The sequence below is a fragment of the Caballeronia ptereochthonis genome, assembly GCF_001545075.1.
GTDB classification, from domain to species: domain Bacteria; phylum Pseudomonadota; class Gammaproteobacteria; order Burkholderiales; family Burkholderiaceae; genus Caballeronia; species Caballeronia ptereochthonis.
Genome location: NZ_FCOB02000010.1, coordinates 25,285 through 42,642, shown reverse-complemented (window position 1 = coordinate 42,642; position 17,358 = coordinate 25,285). Strand labels below are relative to the sequence as shown.

Sequence of the window (17,358 nt, the reverse complement as noted above, 5' to 3'; positions counted from 1 at the left end):
AAGACGGCCACCCGTCAAACGACCCGGTACTTGTACGAAGGGTCGTCCTTGTCGCGGCGACCGACAGTAAAATTCTCGAGCGGTGCCACACCTTGGGGAACAGGGTCCGATCGCTGGGAGTCGAGCACGACCAACCGATCGGCGATACGCCATTCACCCCTGCGCCGCTCCATTCGGTCCACGTAGCGAATGTTCACCACCCAATCCATCGCCGGTTTGTCGCCGTCGGGTTTCGTGCGATGGTGGGCCTGGGCATAGTGCTCCGCAAACGCCACATCGCCGTGCACCTCGACATACTGGTTGCCGGTGAAGTGTTGCGTCGATTCGAAGCTCGGCAATAGTTCGGTCGCCCAGTCGATGAAACCTTCGATACTTCCGTTATAGGCACCGTGCCTGTCCATCGCGTCCGGGTGATAACACGACCGAACGAGATCCCAGTCCATCCGATCAATGCCGCGGCAATACCGGATGTGAACGCGGCGAATCTCGGCTTCATCTAGTAGCTGCTGAAGTTTCGCTTCCAACTTCGATCTCCTTGGTTGAATCGCCGTGCCTCAGGCAAATCGCTTCCGCGCCGCTGCGGTGTGAGGTTCGAAACCGACCGCGAGCGCAATCTATTCTTCCGTCTCGCGTGCTCATTCCGGGAGGACTTGGCGATCACTTTCATGAATGGCGAGGCGGTCGAACCATGTCCAACCCGGTACGGCGATGTCTGCTTTGCAGAGAGGGCTTCGTCTGTGGGGAACTCGCATCTGTCGCCCTCTACTGCTCTTCCGGCACCGCCGTTGTGTGCGTGGACATGGCCCCGCAATACCTTCAAGTTCGCGCCGGCTTGCCGATCAGCTCTCGATATTCATTGGCTGTTGCGGGTTTGCGGCCGAGCAGGCCGGCGATGTCGCGCGCCATTGTGAACATCTCGAGATTGCTTTTGAGGCGCTCGTCGCTATTCGGATACTTCCAGGGTGTGTCTTCCGTGCCGACGCGGATATGCAGCCCCATCATCGTCGCCAGCGTCGTCATGTACAGGCTAGCGCGACCGGCCGCGCAAACACTGATCACAGAAGTCGGATCGATCTTCCGGATCTGGTCGACCATCAGGAACAGGTGTTGAGTCATGTCCTGCGCGTCACTGACCCAGGTGCCCGACACGAGTGTCCGGCCGACGTTGAACGGCAGCCCATACAGGATCAACCAGTTGTACGGCTTCTTGAGAATGCCGGTATCAATCAGCTTGCGCTTGGCGAGTTCGATTTCACCCGAGCTGTGAACCGCGAGCTCCGGCTTGACGCCGACTTCTTCCAGCGTCGTGACAGCCGGCAACGCAAAGGCCTCAGGATGCCCCGGCGCGCACGGTGCGACTTCCGTCAGACCTTCCCGAGCGGGACTTAGGCACATGTCGAACGTCGTGCCGTTCAGCACGTTCACGTTCGGTACGAAGTCGTTGCCGAAGCGAGCTCGTAGCGGCTCGATAACCTGCTTATAGGCTTCGACCGGGAGGTAATCGCGATCCATGCGACGCCCCTGCGCGTCGGTCATGAATGAAAAGTCGATGTGGACCCCGCACGCGCCCGCTTCGATCACAGCGGTTGCTTCATCAACATACGCCTGGAAGGACGACGTGTCTTCGAAACGTCCCGAAACCGCGGCGTTGATTGCCACTTTCTCTGACACATTCCACTTCGGCTGCAAGTCGGCTCCCGCAATGAATTGATACTCCTCCAATTCGCGTTTGGCAGCTTCCCAGAGCGGCAGTTTTTCCATCATGATGATCCTCGACTCAGGTAGTGAATTTGGGTTCTTGAATCTTTCGAACCCACGAAAAAAATCAAACTGAATACGACTCGGCGGCTCGCACCGGCGCGACGACTTCACCCAGGCAAATCAGTGCTGCGGATACTGTGCGTCATCAGATTGATGTTTATCGGATCATGCTATATAGAATGAATAAGATCAAGGTTTTCAGGGAATACCCTGATGAATGTTTGCGCGGTATTCCGGTGCTTCCAGTCGATAACCATTCGCGCAGGATTCTGCTGTCGCTCCGCTGGCATTTCGTTCTCGCTTGATGCCAAGAGCCCCTGCGACGTTTATGCTGTTGGTTCGTGGCGCGTCCTCGGCTATCAGCGCTCAAACACAGCCTTCAATTTCTCTGGCGGGAGCGCGGAAGTGAGGTCCGCATCCGGTGGTGCCGTGGGGTCGCACTTCGGGTCGAGCCCCTTTGCGCTATCCGCATACGCGAACGGAAGGATCGAAGGAGATTCCTTGTTGACGGTTCCCTGGTATGCGGCTACACCCTGGCGTACCGCGAAGCGTACGTAGGTCGTCGTGCCATCGAGCGTGAAGTAGGGGTAGGGCTTGCCCGATTGCTTCGCCGCGACAAAATGGCAGTTCACCTGGTTGTCGCTTGCTATCGTGGCGATCGCAGGGACCGGAAGGTGAGCCTGTTCGAATGCCTTGACGGCGGTCAGGGCAGTCTCGCCGCCATCCGTCACGATGGCATCGATCTTCGGATATTGCGCGATGAGACCGACGGTGGCCTTCTGTGCGTCGACAGGATTCCAGTTCGTCACGACATATTGCTCGTTGAGCAACTTCAGATCCGGGTATTTCTTGAGTCCGCCTCTCAGGCCGTCCATGAAGTTCTGAGAGGTGGTCGCGCCAGGCGATCCTCCCATGAACACGACATTGCCCTTCTTGAGTGTGGTTCCGAGCCAGTCGGCCCACAGGACACCGATCTGCTTCGTATCGCCGACCACGTTTATGACGTAGTCGCGGCCTGGCACGCCAGCCATCTGAGCCGAATACGGGACCACCGCGACGCCGGCCTTCATGGCAGCCCGCATTGCGGGAAGCTGGACCGCGCCAAAATCAGGAAGCAGAACGAGGACGTTGATGCCCTGCGCGACCATGCTGTTGATGTCGGAATTCGCCTTCTGCGGATCGCCGTTAGCGTTGCTGTAGATGATCCGTGTGACGTTCTTGCATCGACTCAGTTCGTCCTTGACTTCAGCGAGACCCGTCTTGCGCCAGGTATTGCCGCCGTAGCCATCCGATACGCCGACTATCATCGGCTTCGTGCCGCACATCGGCGTGATGTCGCCTTGGCGATTGGTGATGGAATCTTCCAGCGCGTGGGCGGTACAGATGAAACCAAGGGAGAGAAGCAGTCCGGTGCACATCTTCGCGGTCGAGGAAAAATACTTGCCAGGCCAATATCGATCGCGACGGTTCTTGAGGCCGTACGGATGAGAGCGAACAGTCTCTTGGGCAACGAGCGGACGTTGCACTTCCTGCAATGGAGCTTGCGAAACGCGAAGCTTGAAGAACATGGTGATCCTCGCCGTCGGTGATGGATGAGAGATGGGGGGAGCCCGATTGGACAAAAGGAATATCCGTGTGCCGGAATCGGAACTTAACTCATATGAATCGATGCATAGTTAGATAGATTCATATCGAATAATGTTTGTCGGGACGAATGAAGTCAAGTACCCTTGGGGAAAGTCCCTGTGCGGACGTCGTTGAACGTGATGGGTGCGGACCGGATTTGCTTCGCGTGAAGCGATGAGAAGGCGCGGGTGCTAGCGCCTCCGCTCACAAGCTGAGGCTGAGCTGGGGAGAGGATGGAAGGCACCCCGATCTAAAACGGGTCAGCGAAGACTACTGTGTTGGTCGTGTCCGCCGCAACAGCAAAGCTTGCCGGTACGGCGGCGCCAACGAAGGAGCGGGGTCGTACTGATGTCAGGGAACGCGACTCGCCTGCGACACAAACTTGGTTACAAGGTAGGCGTCAAATGTTTCGCTGCCTCCTTCGCTGCCTATGCCACTATCCTTCACGCCACCCAGCGGCGTCTCGGGAAGTGCAAGACCGAAATGGTTGATGCCAACCATTCCGGCCTCGATGCGGCCAGCAACATGTTCGGCGGTCGCGATCGAACTGGTGAAAACGTAGGAGGCTAACCCGTACGGCAGCGCATTGGCTCGCGACAGAGCGTCATCGGCGGTAGTGAATGTCGTTACCGGCACAACCGGTCCAAACGGCTCCTCGACCATCAGGCGTGCATTGTCGGGCACGCCGGTGAGAATTGTCGGGGCGAAGAAATACCCTGTCTCGGCCAGACGGCTGCCGCCACAAATCAGTGAGGCACCGCGTTCTTGCGCGTCCGTCACCAACGCCTCCATCGCTTCGACGCGTCTTTCGTGCGCCAGCGGTCCCATTTGGGTCCGGGGATCGAGGCCGTCTCCAACACGCAGCGGCGCGTATTCGGCAGCGAAGGCATCGACAAATCGCTCATAGGCCTTTTTGTGCACGTAGAAGCGGCTTGGTGCCATGCAGACTTGACCGGCATTGCGTGTCTTGGTACGGGCCAGAAATCGCGCTGCTCCTTCGACGTCGGCATCGTCGAACACCAGCACGGGTGAGTGGCCGCCTAGTTCCATGGTCATGCGCTTCATGTGCGCGCCAGCGAGTGACGCCAGTTGTTTGCCAACGGCGATCGAGCCGGTGAACGAAATCTTCCGCACCGCCGGAGCGTTGATGAGATGTTTGGAAACCTCGGAAGGCACGCCCCACACGATGTTGAGGCATCCGGCTGGCAAACCTGCATCGTGGAAAATGCGCGCCAGCGCCACCACCGCGCTTGGCGATTCCTCCGGGCCCTTGAGGACCACTGTGCAGCCCGCGCCTAAAGCAGCGACCACCTTACGGAGCGCCAGGTTGAAGGGGAAATTCCAGGGTGTGAACGCAACACAAACTCCTATGGGTTCCCGCGAGACCATCTGCTGCACGCCCGGCGCACGTGCCGGGATCATGCGCCCATAAATGCGCCGGCACTCCTCCGCGTGCCATTCTGCGTGCTCGGCACAGCTCTGAACTTCCAGAATCGCTTCGGTCAAGGGCTTGCCCTGGTCGAGTGTAATGTTACGAGCGATCTGCGGAGCCCGTTCCCGGATCAAGGAAGCAACGCGGCGCAGCAACGCTGAACGATCGGTTGCAGGCGTGTGCCGCCAGACCTGGAATGCGACGGCCGCTGCGCTCACAGCATCATCCAGATCCTGAGGCGTAGCGTGCGGCAAGCGGGCGAACGCCTTGCCAGTTGCGGGGTTGATCACATCCTGTTCCGGCCGCCCGTCGGCACCTAGAAAACGGCCATTGATGTAGAGCGCGAGTGTTTCGTAAGGTGCTGTTGTGGTGTTCATGGCGTTCTGACTCAGAGGAATACACTACCGCCATCCACGGCGAGGGTCTGACCGGTGACAAAGCTCGCTCCATCACTAACCAGGTAAGCGAGCGCTGCCACGAGGTCTGCTGGCACTTGGTCGCGCTGAATACAGCGGCCGGCAGTACGGGCATTTTCACCAATGCGGTCTTGTAGATCGGTCTGCAGCACGCCATCGCTGAGCGTGAAGCCTGGTGCAATCGAATTGACCGTAACGCTGTCCTTCGCCAGTTCCCGCGCAAGCGCGCGCGTGAAGGCAATGACGGCACCTTTGCTGGCCACGTAGTGCGCCATGTTCACGGGCCCCTTGATCGGTACGGTTGATGCAATATTCACCAGCCGTCCTCGACCGCTCTGTCGAAGTTGCGGCAACACCGCTTTGGCGCAGTTGAAGGGGCCGAGCGTGTTGACCTCCATCACCCGCATCCACTCCTGATTGGTGATCTGCTCAAACGGCTTGAGTGTCAGGGTGGTAAATAGAGCGGCGTTATTGATCAGACCGTCGATTCCACCGAACTCTGAGACCGCTGCGGCGGCCATGTCCGCAACATCCGTCTCGCTGACGACGTCCGTGCGCACGCCGATGGCATGATGTCCGGACTCACGAAGCCGTGTCGCGGCTTCCTCGGCGCCACGCAAGTCGGCGATGACTACGCGGTGTCCCAACTGCGCAAGGTGCTCGCTGAAGGCATAGCCAATGCCGCTGGCGCCGCCCGTGACGATGAGGCGCTTAGGTGATTCAGGTTTCATATTTCCCTTCGCAGTTCATAAGATTCGGATGTCAGTATGAGGACGAGCCTCAAGCAAGGTTGAGGGCGTTCGATTGACATTGCGCTACAGACTCATCAGATGTCAAAGATCTCGACTAAACTGTCCGGATACCGGACCTTTGTACGGAATTCGAATTCTGCGAGGATCTATGGCAGTAAAGACAGGCGCAAAAGAATCACCCGAAAGCGAGCCGGAATACGTGATGGGGCTGGAAAAAGGGCTATCCATCATCGAAGCATTCGGGATGAAAAAGGGGCCGTTGACACTGACACAGGCTGCTGAGATAACCGGCCATACGAAGGGCTCGGTACGGCGCAGTTTGCTAACTTTGTGCAGGTTGGGTTATGCCGCGCAGAACGGTCACAGCTATGTCCTGGCGCCGCGCGCGTTGCGGCTGGGCTACGCGTATGTTGTCTCGGATCCGTTGACCAAGATCGCACAACCTGTCCTGGAGATCACTAGCGAGCGTACGCAAGAGTCTGCGTCGATCGCTGTACTGGATTCGCAGGATGCGGTCTTCGTCGCGCGCTCGACGCACCGGCGCAGCCTGTCAAGCGGTCTCGGTGTTGGCTCGCGCCTGCCTGCTTACTGTAGCGCCACAGGACGTGTTCTTTTGGCAGGCCGTCCATCTGCCGAGGTGCGATTCATGTTGAACAGAATGGCGCGTCCCGCGCTGACGCCTCACACCCGGACTACGACCAGTAGCATCATGAAGGAGATCGAGTTTGCGAGTAGACACGGGTATGCGATCATCGATGAAGAACTGGAGATCGGTATTCGCTCAATCGCTGTTCCGATTAGGAATGCACGGGGGGAAATGATCGCAGCGATGAGCCTTTCGGTGTCTACAAGCCGGATGAGCCGCGAAGGTGTCGTGGAGCACCTCTTGCCGGAACTCGAGATCGCACGGCGACACCTTGCCACATTGCTGTAACGCTTCGTTCGATCTCGGACAGCATAGGGAAGTCCGTGTTGCAAGGTGTCCTACAGCGAGCGTTGCAACCGCCCGGCCGTCTCACGTAGCGTCGGCAAAAAGCTTTCCCGCAATGTTTCGATGCTCACGCGCCCTGAAAAAACGCTCACGCTCAGCGCCACCACGATCTGCCCGGCGCCGTTCTTCACCGGTACGGCCATCGCCGACATACCGATTTCCAACTCTTTGTCGCTGATCGCGTAACCGTCCGCCACCGCGCGCCGGATCGCCTTCAGTACGCCGTCGACGTTCGCCACTGTGCGATTATTGAGGCGCTTCATGGGCACGCTTTCCAGATGTGCCCGCGTCTGTTGTTCAGGAAGATCGCCAAGCAGAACGCGCCCTGTGGCTGAGCAATAGGCGGGCAGGCGACCGCCGAGCTTCACGCCCGTCGACACGATACGGACTGCCTCGGCGCGCGCGATGAACACGGATAACCCTCGTCCAGCACGGCCAGCGACACGGACTCTTGCAGCTTGTCGCGCGCGATCGCTAAAAGCGGTTGCGCAATCTGCGGTAAGGACGATGTGCTGAGGTATGCGCCACCCAGCCTGAGCATCCGTGGCAACGGCGTGAAGAATTTTCCGTCGTGCGCGAGATGACCGAGATCGACGAGCGTCAGCAGGCAACGCTGCGCCGCGGGGCGGCTCAAGTCAGCCAGCTGCGCAGCGCATCCGCGACGGTCATGCGTGTGGTGTTCGCGCCGAAGGCTTCGATGATCGCCAACCCCTTCGCTAGCCCCCCATTCCTTCCTTCGCCCGGCTCTCGGTTGACGCGTCTCCGTCCGTCACAGGCGACGAGTCATCGGTTTGCGTATGGACAGGCCTTTTTATGCATGTCATATTGGTTCCAATATCGAACAATGTACGGTATTCGAACACATGGAAGGCAGGTTGTCAACGACGGCCTCGACTCGGTCTCTCGGAATCTTGCGTTCGGCAAACGCCAGCTTTGGAGTCAGCGACTTGAACATCATTCCCATCCAACCGGCGCGCCGCGCCACTGTCGAGTGGCCCGTCGAGGGCGTCACGCGCGTACCCTATGCACTGTTCCAGAGCGAAGATGTATATGCGGATGAACAGGTAGCGATTTTTCGTGGTCCGCACTGGAGTTATCTGTGTCTCGAAGCCGAGTTGCAGAATTCGGGCGACTTCCGCAGTACGTTCGTCGGCAATGCTCCAGTGGTCGTCACGCGCGACACGGACGGCGAGCTCTATGCATTCGAAAACCGGTGCGCTCATCGCGGCGCGATGGTTTGCCTGGAGGACACAGCAACGCAAAGGACTTCAGTTGCGTCTATCACGCCTGGACCTACAGCCTGCAAGGCGATCTGCGCGGCGTTGCGTTTCAGGACGGCATCAACGGCTAGGGCGGCATGAAGGAAGATTTCCCCCTCGGCGACCACGGCTTGCGCAAGCTGCGCGTCGCCACGCTGCACGGTCTCGTGTTCGCAGCTTCTCCGACGATGTACCGCCGCTCGACGAATATCTCGGCGAAGAGATTGTCGAACGCATTGCGCGCGTGCTTGAAAGTCGTTCGCCAGTCGTGCTCGGCCGCTTCACGCAGATGCTGCCGAACAATTGGAGGCTTTATGTCGAGAATGTTAAGGATTCCTATCACGCGAGTATCCTGCATCTTTTCTTTACGACATTCCAGTTAAACAAGCTGTCCCAGCGCGGCGGCATCATAGTCGACGCTAGCGGCGGGCATCACGTCAGCTATTCGCCGGTCAATCACGTTGCTGAGATAGCGAAGCAAACGGCCGCGGACGACTACGCGGAACAGAAGATCCGCTCGGAGAGCGGCCACAGCCTCGAAGATGCCTCGATCCTCGCGGGTGCCGACGAATTCGGTGACGGCATCACTTTGCAGATCCTTTCAGTGTTTCCGGGGTTCGTGCTGCAGCAGATTCAGAACGCCATTGCGGTGCGGCAGATCCTGCCGCATGGTGTGCGCCAAACCGAACTGAACTGGACCTATCTCGGCTTCGAGGACGATACACCGGAGTTGCGGGAAATGCGTCTGCTCCAGTCAAATCTCGTCGGACCGGCGGCCTATGTCTCTATGGAGGACGGCTGCGTAGGTGGCTTCGTGCAGCGTGGCATCAATGGGGCCAGCGACGCCCGGTCAATGGTCGAGATGGGCGGCGAAGGCACGACAAGCAGCGTCAGCCGCGTAACCGAAGCCTCGATTCGCGGATTCTGGAAGGCCTACCGTAACGCAATGGGATATTGGCGATGACGCAGGACATTCATCAACTGATCGCGCGGGCGCAGGCCGACTACGCGCGCTGCATCGACGACGGCGACCTCGGCCAGTGGCCCGGGTTCTTCACAAAGTCATGTCTCTACAGGGTCACGACTGCCGACAACCATCGCCGTGGTCTCGCGGGCAGCATGATCTACGCGACCTCATACGGCATGCTGGTCGACAGGGTCGCCTCATTGCGCGATGCCAACATCTATGAACGGCACGTCTACCGTCATTTGCTCGGGCAGCCGTATGTGATCCATGACGACGCCGTTGAGGCACACAGCGAAACCTCCTTCATGGTTGCGCGCGTCATGCGCGACGGAAGCACCGACCTGTTCGCAACGGGTCGCTATTGCGACATATATGTGCGCGAAGAAGCAACTGTACGGTTGCGCGAGCGCATCGTCGTGTGCGATAGCTCGCGTGTCGATACCCTGCTCGCGTTGCCCCTGTGATTCCCGCGAACCCGCCCCAAACTTTGCCCGACGACGGTCGACAAGTTATCGAGCTTATATCATGGATTTTCAGATTTTCGTCGCTGACAGCGATATAACGTTCTCGTGCACGGCAGGTGAAACCGTGCTCGACGCGGCCGAAAGGGCCGGCTACGCGGTGCCGTACTCGTGCCGAAAGGGCGTCTGCTCGTCCTGCGAGGGACGCCTTGTGACGGGCGAGGGGCGTTCTCCGGTTCAGGGAGCAGTGGCCGGGCCAGCCAAGAGGACGCTGCTGTGCTGTCTGCGCCCCGACACGGACTTGACAATCGCGCCGCGTCGCATTGAGAAGCGCGACCCCGTAGCGCGCAAGACGCTTGAGGCCTCGGTGTACCGCATCACGCAGCCGGCAGACGACGTCACCATCCTTCAGTTGCGGCTGCCGGCTGGCGTCCGAGTGAAGTTCGGTGCCGGCCAGTATCTGCAGATCGAGCTTGACGATGGCACGCGCCGCAACTATTCGATGGCAAATGCGCCGCACGAAAACGACGGCGTGCAACTGCACGTGCGCCACGTGCCCGGCGGCCGTTTTTCCGAAGACGTGCTCGGCAGCATCGCGAAGGGCGATCGGCTGCGCATCGAGCTACCGTTTGGAGAGTTCACGCTGCGCGAAGGGTCGAAGAGGCCGGCTTTGATGCTCGCGACAGGCACGGGGTTCGCGCCGGTGAAGTCGATCGTCGAAGACGCACTCAGGCGCAGGCTGGAGCGGCCGCTGTATCTGTACTGGGGCGCACGCAGGATCGCAGACCTCTATCTCTCAGCGCTCGCACAGAAGTGGCACGACAGCGGCCGCGTGCAGTTCGTGCCGGTGCTGTCCGAACCGGATGAAGCCTGGACGGGAAGACGTGGTTTGGTGCACGAAGCCGTGCTCGAAGACCTTGGCTCGTTTGCGGGATACGAGGTGTACGCATGCGGGAATCCGGCGATGACGAGTGCCGCACGCGAGACCTTCCTGAAGGCCGGTTTGCCAGAAGACGACTTCTTCAGCGACGCGTTCGTGCATACCGATTGACCTACCGGTGCCGTATGGCCCGAGTTTTGATAACACCTTTTCACTACTCATAGGAGACTTAACAGTGAAGACTTTTCTCAGTATTGGATCAGGGCCGGGCATCGGCATCGCGACTGCCACGCGTTTCGCGCAAGAAGGCTTCCGCGTGATCCTGACCTCGCGCAATCCCGAGAATCTTGCCGAGAGGGCCACGCAATTGTCGGACAGAGGCTACACCGTTGGCATCAGTTCGGTCGATGCCGGGAATCTGGACAGTGTGCTTCAACTCGTTCGCGAAACGGAAGCGAAGTACGGTGCAATCGACGTTCTGCATTTCAATTCGGCGTCGATGCATTCCGATTCGATCGAGACGCAATCAATTGAGACCTTCGTGCCCGATCTGACGGTGAACATCGGTGCGGCGCTCGTGGCCACGCAAGGGGCATCGCGCGGCATGCTGGCGCGCGGAAGTGGTGCGATCCTGCTGACTGGCGGCGCATTGGCCACACATCCGCATCCCGACTACCTGTTACTTGGAATTGGCAAGGCCGGGATCAAAAACCTGGCGTATGGGGTTTTCGACAATTTCAAGGAGCGCGGCGTCCACGTCGCTTCCGTCACTGTGGCGACATTCGTCTCAGCCGACTCGCCCGAAGCGCGCGGTGTCGCTCAAGCGTTCTGGGATCTGTATGCTCAACCGCGCGAAAGCTGGACGCCGGAAGTCATTTACCCAGCCCAGCGACCCGATCAACCATAGTCATTGCCGATGATTCGCAAGCCCGCTTTCGGCTTATCGGTTCGCAATCCTTATCTACGTAATGCCATCTCCAATTATCAGGCGATTCGCGGTTTCGACAACTTGGCGGCCTCGCGTGCACCGTGCCCATGCTGACGGCCAACAACTCGTGACGTATTGTGTGTATGCTGATTATTCTATATAGTATAAAACGATGACGTTCTAATAGGCCTTTCAGTCGCTTGACCAGGCCGGTAGCGACGCTTTCGTTTCGATTGTTCTGCAACAAGGAGAGGGGATTATGGGAAATCACAAACTTCGGCTGTCCATCGCCGTTGGTAACTACGATCGCATGCGTCCGCTGGTCGATGGAGATGTCCAGATCGACGGAGTCGATCCGGTCTTCATGCTGCAGGAGCCTGAGGAGATCTTTTTTCGCGCGTTTCGGCACGCCGACTACGACATCTGCGAGCTCTCGCTCAGCAGCTACTCGGTCAAGACTGCCGCAGGCACCTCGCCCTATACGGCTGTGCCAGTCTTTCCGTCGCGGGCCTTCCGGCATACGGCTATCTATGTACGAACTGATCGGGGAATCGAAAAGCCTGAGGACCTGAAAGGCAAACGCATTGGCGTACCCGAATACCAGCTCACCGCGAACGTCTGGGTCCGCCTCTTTCTCGAAGAGGAGTACGGCGTCAAGGCATCGGACGTGACCTGGGTGCGCGGCGGCTACGAAGATCCGACGCGAGTCGAAAAGATCGCGTTGAACCTGCCGGGCAACGTCCGGATTGAAGACGCCCCCGAAGGCGAAACAATTTCCAGCCTCCTGGCGGCAGGGAAGATCGACGCCGTAATCGGGCCGCGAGCCCCTTCCTGCTTCGATCAGGGCCATCCGCAAGTTCGATACCTGTTCGAGGATCCGCACAAGACCGCAGCCGATTGGTATTCGCGCACCAAGCTGTTTCCGATCATGCACACGCTCGGCGTCAGAAAGACACTTGCCGACGAACATCCGTGGCTGCCGGGTGCGCTCGTCAAGGCATTCGAGAAATCGAAGGCCCTCGCGCTTACGCGGCTCAGCGAGACTGGGGCGACCAAGGTGACGCTGCCGTTCGTCGAAGACCAGTTGCGGGCGGCGCGCGAGCTAATGGGCTTCGATTTCTGGCCATACGGCTTTGCGGAAAACGAGCGGACTATCGACCGCTTCCTTGCCCAGCATCATGCGGAGGGGCTTTCCAATCGGCGGCTGCAGCCGCATGAGCTGTTTCACCCGGCGAGCCTTGAAAGCTTCAAGATCTGATCGGTACGACAGATCGCATACGGGGCGGCGCGGCTGCCCCGACACCCCCGCCCAGAATTTCCTCTCGGGCCGTGTCGCGACGCCGCCTCACGCGGCGAGTGCGGCGCTCTCTCTCTTCGCCGAGGCGATGGCTCCGCTGCGCGCCTGCTCACCCGTCGCCACGCCTTCCGCACGGATGAAAGTAATATCTGTGATGCCAAGAAAGCGGAAGGCGGCCTTCAGATAAGTCTCCTGATGATCGAAGAAAGCGGCGGCAATCCGTCGCTATACACGCCACCACGCGACGAGGCGATGACCAGCTTCTTGCCGCCGCACAGTCCGATCGGACCGTGCTCCCCGTAGCGGAACGTCTTCCCGGCGACGGAGACGCGATCGATCCAGGCCTTCAGTTGAGAAGGCACACCCCAAGGTTGTACATCGGCGCGCCGATGACCACGATATCGGTGGCCAGGAATTCCTCGAGCGCCACCTGGCCCAGGGCGATGTCGGACTTCAAAGCGTCGTCGAGGGGCGCGTCTTGCGCGGCGGTGAGATGCGCCGCGGTCAGATGGCCGATCGGTGTTGCAGCAAGGTCGAGACGACTGACGGCAAGGTCAGGATGGCGGCCCCGAAAAGTCGCGACGACATGCGCTGACAGATCACGGCTGACGGAACCTTGCCCAAGGATGCTGGAATCTACGTGTAGCAGTTTCACGAGGCTCGTCTCCAAGCGGGTTACTGTGTAACACCTGAAGTATGGGGATTCAGTGTGCCTCACACTAGACGGTAGAGCATGATTGGTTCAATCCGGTTTTTCGCGCTCGCTTCGGAGCCTTGGCTTCAGAACAGCAATGTGCCGAGGCTGAGGTTTCCCGTACGATCTCGTGTAGCGATAACTTTTTCCGTTCCATCTTTTCGCACTCGAATCTCAACTTGCGAGGATGGTGCCGTAAGCCCGGAGAAACGGAAGTCACCGAATGGGTCAGTCCTGGTTGTGCGCTCGCTTGCATCGGCAGCGTCCCGGAGGATGACTTCAGCATCCTCGAGATTGCGCAGTTGACCATCCTCCCGTTCCTCACAGACGTTGCCCGTCACGAGATGGCTTAGCGCATCATCCAGATTCTTGTAGAAAACGCGCGGCCTGGTGCCGAACTCGGGGTGAATGACCGAAAGGCGCTCCTTCTCAACCATTTCTGCCAATTGGGCGTCCGGGACATTGAATCCGCGGATCGCCTTGGTGGGACAGGCCTGCGCACAGCGGGGTTCTTTCCAGCCGGCGTCGAGCAGATGCGCATCGAAATTCCAGTTCTGCGGAACCTGTTCCTGCTCATTCCATTCGATCATGCCGTAAGGACATGTCCGGACCAGATCGCGCCGACCGTGCGACTTGACCGGGTCGATCATCACGACGCCGTCCGGGCGCTTGTAGATCGCGCCATCCGGTGCCGCTTTGATGCAGGGTGCGTTGTCACAGTGATTGCAGGTCTTCGGGATATAGGTGACATCGACGAGCGCACCCTCTCCGCGGACGTGACGTTCGATCCGGATCGTTTCCAGGCCTTCCGGCGGATGTGATGCGGAATAACCTGGAAAGGCGTTGCCGGTGTACTCATCCTTTGTCGCGAGTACACAGTTTCTACAATTGATGCAGAGTGACACGTCAACGACCAATGCCCAAGTGTTCACGCTGCCTTCTCCAGACTTGAATTCCATTTTTCCACCTCTACCCAGCAAGTATTTGGCATGATTCCGTCCGCTGTCCGACTCATTTTTCTACCAGGCGTGAGTAGATTGAGACAGCCTCCACGATCGACCAGTCCCATCGAAGTCTCGATCATGTCGAGCTCGGCACAGGACTCGTTGCCGCGCGTCACACCCGCCTTGACGAGGTGAGAAACGTCCACGGCGCAGATGACTGAAGCTTGCGCGTTGTAGACCCGTACCAGATCGCCGCGTTGCAGGCCCCGAGTCTGCGCATCCAGCGCATTCAATCGCAGAACCCAATAGCGATATCCGTCGACTTCCATCCGGTGTTCGTCGATCGTGCTCACGTGACTGTTCTTTCCGTCCGCATGCGTATGGAAGCTGTAGACGGGATGATTGGTCACGAGCTGCAGCGGAAACGGTTGCTCGCCGATGCTGGCGCGGTTTATGTAGCGGTTGACGGCCGGCCTTGCAGGATCGATTTCTTCGATGCGGCGGAGGCTCGACGGCACGAATTCGAACTTGCCCGACTGTGTCGGCAGGCCGTCGCCGAAACCGAGCGAGTAGGCGGCGGGCAGCGGATTCGGCTCCGGCAAATCCTTTGACCTTCCATCGGCAAACCAGCGCATGTCGACAGGCGGCTTGTCGTCATCCTTCGGGGGCGGCACGACGTGATAGCCCTTTCGGAGAAACTTCCTCCATGTGGTTTGCCTGGGCAAGTCGGTTGAATTAAACATCCGTTCGCACCAGGCCAGTTCGGAGCAACCGCCTTCCGAGAACATTCCGCCGTATCCGAGTCGCGTCATGATGTCCAAAAGGATCTGATAGTCCGACTTCGATTCGCCGAGAGGCTCGATGCACTTATGCTGCATGGTCACCACACGGTGATTGAGCTGGCTCTGTGCATGCTGGATGTAGCCGCCACAGTTCGCCCATTCGGAGATGTCATCACGTTCGAGTGCGGTACACGCAGGCAGAATGACGTCTGCGAACTGAGCCTCGTTCTCCATCCAGATCGACTGGTTGACGATAAATTCGAGCGATGAATGCCGATATGCTTCAACGAGCCTGTTCGATCCCGGCGTTGTGCCAAAGGATGACGAGCCGTAGCGGTACAGCATGTGGATGCGGGAATGGCCCGGCTTCGGATACGCGTATTCAGCAAATTGCCCTTCCGTTGAGAAGCCATCCCACGCGTAGCCGTGCGAGTGCCCGTCCACGATGGCTTCGGCGAGCCGTTGTCGGGGAATGGCCTGCTTGACTGGGTTGATCGTGATGATGTGGGGCATGCGACAGTAGTTGTTGGCCGCGCTCGCCGTGTTGTTCAGGTCACCCGAGATGCCACCCTCGGCGTAGCCGGGGAAGTAAAAGTTGAGGTCCTGCGGCGCACCGATCTGCAAGTTGCCGAAGTTGATCCCGGGCTTTCCCCACCCTTGCATTGCCATCATCATGACGACGCTTCGCGCCCATTGAGCACCCGTCTCGGTGCGGCATGCGCCACCAAAGCCGGCGCCCAGGCCACCCGCCGCAAGATAGGTCTTTTTCGACGCCCACAATCGCGCAAGACTGTAGACGTCTTTGGCGGGCACGCCGGTTTCCGCTTCCTGCCACTCCGGCGTTTTCGGTACTCCGTCTTCTTTGCCGAGGACGTAGGCACTCCATTCATCGAATCCGGTTGTTTTGGATGCCACGTATTCCTTGTCGTAGCTGCCGCTCACGATCCATTCATGCATGATCGCGATTGCGAGCGCCGAGTCGGTGCCAGGTTTGATCGGCAGCCATTTACCGCCAAGGAACTGCGCGGAGTGCGTCAGATAAGGGTCGATGTGTACGAATTCGATGCCAAGCTGCTTGGCCCACAGCCGGCGCTCGGTGCCTTCGAATCCTCCATATACCCCACTGGTCGATTCGGGGTCGCTCGACCAGAACACGATGACCTCGGCGTGCTGAAGACAGTCTTCAGTCGTGCCGTAAAAGCTGGGCGTGCCCAGGCGCAAGCTGTTGCCATAGTGATGCATGGCTCCCCAGTACCAGCCTTCCCAACTGATCGGACTCGGTTCGACGCGGGTGAAGCCAATCAGGTTACCGAAGCGCAGGAATGCGCTCAGGTAGTAGTTGATATTCCCCCACTGGTGATGGGCGCCTGTGACCATGGCTATGGCTCCGGGGCCGTAATCTTTCTTCATCCGGCGGATCTCTCCGGCCACGATATCCAGCGCTTCGTCCCAGCTAATCCGTTCATAGCCAGAAATCCCGCGATTCTGAGGATTGCGTTCACCGTGAGGGTCAAAGTCGACGCGCTTCATCGGATAGAGAAGGCGCTTTTCGGAGTACACGAGCGATTTGAGGGAGAGGGCGTGCGGGCTGACCGTCGCGCGACGTGCCGGTGAAAACCGACGGCCTCTCGCTGTGATACTCCAACTCGGTCCATCGTCTTCTTCGAGATCGATGGGCGTGGTGCGGACGATCTTGCCATCCTTGACGAAGACGAACACGGGTCCGCCATTCGTAAGGGTGACATAGCGCGTAGTGCCGTCCTTCATGGCCATTCCCTTTCGCCACGCAGCCGTTTTCATCGTGTTGACGAGTTGGCCGAACCACACGAGCTTTTGGTCGCTTCCACCCTGCGTGATCTTGAAGTTCTTAAGTGCATCGATGAGGAACGCATGATTGGTATTCGGCGCGAGCATCTGACGAGCTGTTGCCACATCCATGAAGACAAGCTCCGCGTCGGGTTTCGAATTCACACCCCAGCTCCCCGATACGGTGCCGTTCTGGAAATGGAGCTGCCGCGAGAGGGTGTTGTCCCTGAGTCGCAGCTGAATGACTCCGCTTCCTGTCGCGAGATGCGCGCGCATGGACGGGAACTTTCGGGCCGCAATACGCAGTACGGCCGGCATGAGCCAGAGGATAAGTATGAGGATTTTTCGTTGCATGGCGCTTT

13 protein-coding genes and 2 pseudogenes are annotated in these 17,358 nt (G+C 59.0%); 6 read left to right on the top strand and 9 right to left on the bottom strand.

What is annotated here, in order from left to right:
• Window positions 1–14: 14 nt before the first annotated feature.
• From AWB83_RS12395 to AWB83_RS12375, 5 genes are all read right to left on the bottom strand, one after another.
• Window positions 15–524, bottom strand: coding sequence for a nuclear transport factor 2 family protein (locus AWB83_RS12395; RefSeq protein WP_087045647.1), 510 nt, complete (start codon window positions 522–524; stop codon window positions 15–17).
• A gap of 292 nt (window positions 525–816) precedes the next feature.
• Window positions 817–1,764: a 3-keto-5-aminohexanoate cleavage protein gene (locus AWB83_RS12390; RefSeq protein WP_087045645.1), complete on the bottom strand. Its 948-nt coding sequence runs from the start codon at window positions 1,762–1,764 to the stop codon at window positions 817–819.
• A 356-nt stretch (window positions 1,765–2,120) separates the two neighbouring features.
• Window positions 2,121–3,329: a substrate-binding domain-containing protein gene (locus tag AWB83_RS12385; protein ID WP_087045642.1), complete on the bottom strand. Its 1,209-nt coding sequence runs from the start codon at window positions 3,327–3,329 to the stop codon at window positions 2,121–2,123.
• A gap of 409 nt (window positions 3,330–3,738) precedes the next feature.
• On the bottom strand, window positions 3,739–5,196 hold the full coding sequence (locus tag AWB83_RS12380; protein WP_087045640.1) for an NAD-dependent succinate-semialdehyde dehydrogenase: 1,458 nt from the start codon (window positions 5,194–5,196) through the stop codon (window positions 3,739–3,741).
• Window positions 5,197–5,207: 11 nt separating this feature from the next.
• Window positions 5,208–5,966 carry an SDR family NAD(P)-dependent oxidoreductase gene (locus AWB83_RS12375; protein ID WP_087045638.1) on the bottom strand — a complete coding sequence of 253 codons (759 nt, stop codon included), beginning with the start codon at window positions 5,964–5,966 and terminating at the stop codon, window positions 5,208–5,210.
• Window positions 5,967–6,135: 169 nt separating this feature from the next.
• On the opposite strand from AWB83_RS12375, the gene AWB83_RS12370 reads away from it, so the two are divergent.
• Entirely contained in the window at window positions 6,136–6,921 is a 786-nt protein-coding gene (locus AWB83_RS12370) for an IclR family transcriptional regulator domain-containing protein (RefSeq protein ID WP_244197695.1), read from the top strand.
• Between the two features lie 50 nt (window positions 6,922–6,971).
• On the opposite strand, the gene AWB83_RS37220 is transcribed toward AWB83_RS12370, so the two are convergent.
• Window positions 6,972–7,391: an IclR family transcriptional regulator domain-containing protein gene (locus AWB83_RS37220; protein WP_244197694.1), complete on the bottom strand. Its 420-nt coding sequence runs from the start codon at window positions 7,389–7,391 to the stop codon at window positions 6,972–6,974.
• Between the two features lie 534 nt (window positions 7,392–7,925).
• Here AWB83_RS37220 and AWB83_RS12360 point away from each other — a divergent pair.
• The 5 genes and pseudogenes from AWB83_RS12360 (at window position 7,926) to AWB83_RS12340 (ending at window position 12,731) form a co-directional block, all read left to right on the top strand.
• Window positions 7,926–9,201: pseudogene (locus tag AWB83_RS12360) on the top strand (aromatic ring-hydroxylating oxygenase subunit alpha).
• A complete protein-coding gene (locus AWB83_RS12355; RefSeq protein ID WP_087045912.1) occupies window positions 9,198–9,668 on the top strand; it encodes an aromatic-ring-hydroxylating dioxygenase subunit beta in 471 nt (156 codons plus the stop codon). Before AWB83_RS12360 ends, AWB83_RS12355 begins: the two are co-directional and overlap by 4 nt.
• 61 nt (window positions 9,669–9,729) lie before the next feature.
• A complete protein-coding gene (locus tag AWB83_RS12350) occupies window positions 9,730–10,716 on the top strand; it encodes a 2Fe-2S iron-sulfur cluster-binding protein (protein ID WP_087045636.1) in 987 nt (328 codons plus the stop codon).
• A 64-nt stretch (window positions 10,717–10,780) separates the two neighbouring features.
• Window positions 10,781–11,452, top strand: coding sequence for an SDR family oxidoreductase (locus tag AWB83_RS12345; RefSeq protein ID WP_087045634.1), 672 nt, complete (start codon window positions 10,781–10,783; stop codon window positions 11,450–11,452).
• A 280-nt stretch (window positions 11,453–11,732) separates the two neighbouring features.
• Window positions 11,733–12,731, top strand: a complete 999-nt coding sequence (locus AWB83_RS12340) for an ABC transporter substrate-binding protein (RefSeq protein WP_087045632.1) — start codon at window positions 11,733–11,735, stop codon at window positions 12,729–12,731.
• 87 nt (window positions 12,732–12,818) lie between these two features.
• Here the strand turns inward: AWB83_RS12340 and AWB83_RS12335 are convergent.
• From AWB83_RS12335 to AWB83_RS12325, 3 genes and pseudogenes are all read right to left on the bottom strand, one after another.
• Window positions 12,819–13,425 (bottom strand): annotated as a pseudogene (locus AWB83_RS12335) (FMN-dependent NADH-azoreductase).
• Between the two features lie 125 nt (window positions 13,426–13,550).
• The gene (locus AWB83_RS12330) at window positions 13,551–14,423 is read right to left on the bottom strand and encodes a 4Fe-4S dicluster domain-containing protein (protein WP_087045631.1); all 873 of its coding nucleotides are present in this window, start codon (window positions 14,421–14,423) and stop codon (window positions 13,551–13,553) included.
• Window positions 14,393–17,350, bottom strand: a complete 2,958-nt coding sequence (locus AWB83_RS12325; RefSeq protein ID WP_087045629.1) for a molybdopterin-dependent oxidoreductase — start codon at window positions 17,348–17,350, stop codon at window positions 14,393–14,395. Before AWB83_RS12325 ends, AWB83_RS12330 begins: the two co-directional genes overlap by 31 nt.
• Between the last annotated feature and the right edge of the window lie 8 nt (window positions 17,351–17,358).

What these genes read in the sequence shown, in the direction of transcription:
- AWB83_RS12380 (WP_087045640.1), bottom strand. Translation starts at nt 5,196, where the DNA reads ATGAACACCACAACAGCACCTTACGAAACACTCGCGCTCTACATCAAT.
- AWB83_RS12355 (WP_087045912.1), top strand. Translation starts at nt 9,198, where the DNA reads ATGACGCAGGACATTCATCAACTGATCGCGCGGGCGCAGGCCGACTAC.
- AWB83_RS12370 (WP_244197695.1), top strand. Translation starts at nt 6,136, where the DNA reads ATGGCAGTAAAGACAGGCGCAAAAGAATCACCCGAAAGCGAGCCGGAA.
- AWB83_RS12385 (WP_087045642.1), bottom strand. Translation starts at nt 3,329, where the DNA reads ATGTTCTTCAAGCTTCGCGTTTCGCAAGCTCCATTGCAGGAAGTGCAA.
- AWB83_RS12350 (WP_087045636.1), top strand. Translation starts at nt 9,730, where the DNA reads ATGGATTTTCAGATTTTCGTCGCTGACAGCGATATAACGTTCTCGTGC.
- AWB83_RS12325 (WP_087045629.1), bottom strand. Translation starts at nt 17,350, where the DNA reads ATGCAACGAAAAATCCTCATACTTATCCTCTGGCTCATGCCGGCCGTA.
- AWB83_RS12375 (WP_087045638.1), bottom strand. Translation starts at nt 5,966, where the DNA reads ATGAAACCTGAATCACCTAAGCGCCTCATCGTCACGGGCGGCGCCAGC.
- AWB83_RS12340 (WP_087045632.1), top strand. Translation starts at nt 11,733, where the DNA reads ATGGGAAATCACAAACTTCGGCTGTCCATCGCCGTTGGTAACTACGAT.
- AWB83_RS12390 (WP_087045645.1), bottom strand. Translation starts at nt 1,764, where the DNA reads ATGATGGAAAAACTGCCGCTCTGGGAAGCTGCCAAACGCGAATTGGAG.
- AWB83_RS12330 (WP_087045631.1), bottom strand. Translation starts at nt 14,423, where the DNA reads ATGGAATTCAAGTCTGGAGAAGGCAGCGTGAACACTTGGGCATTGGTC.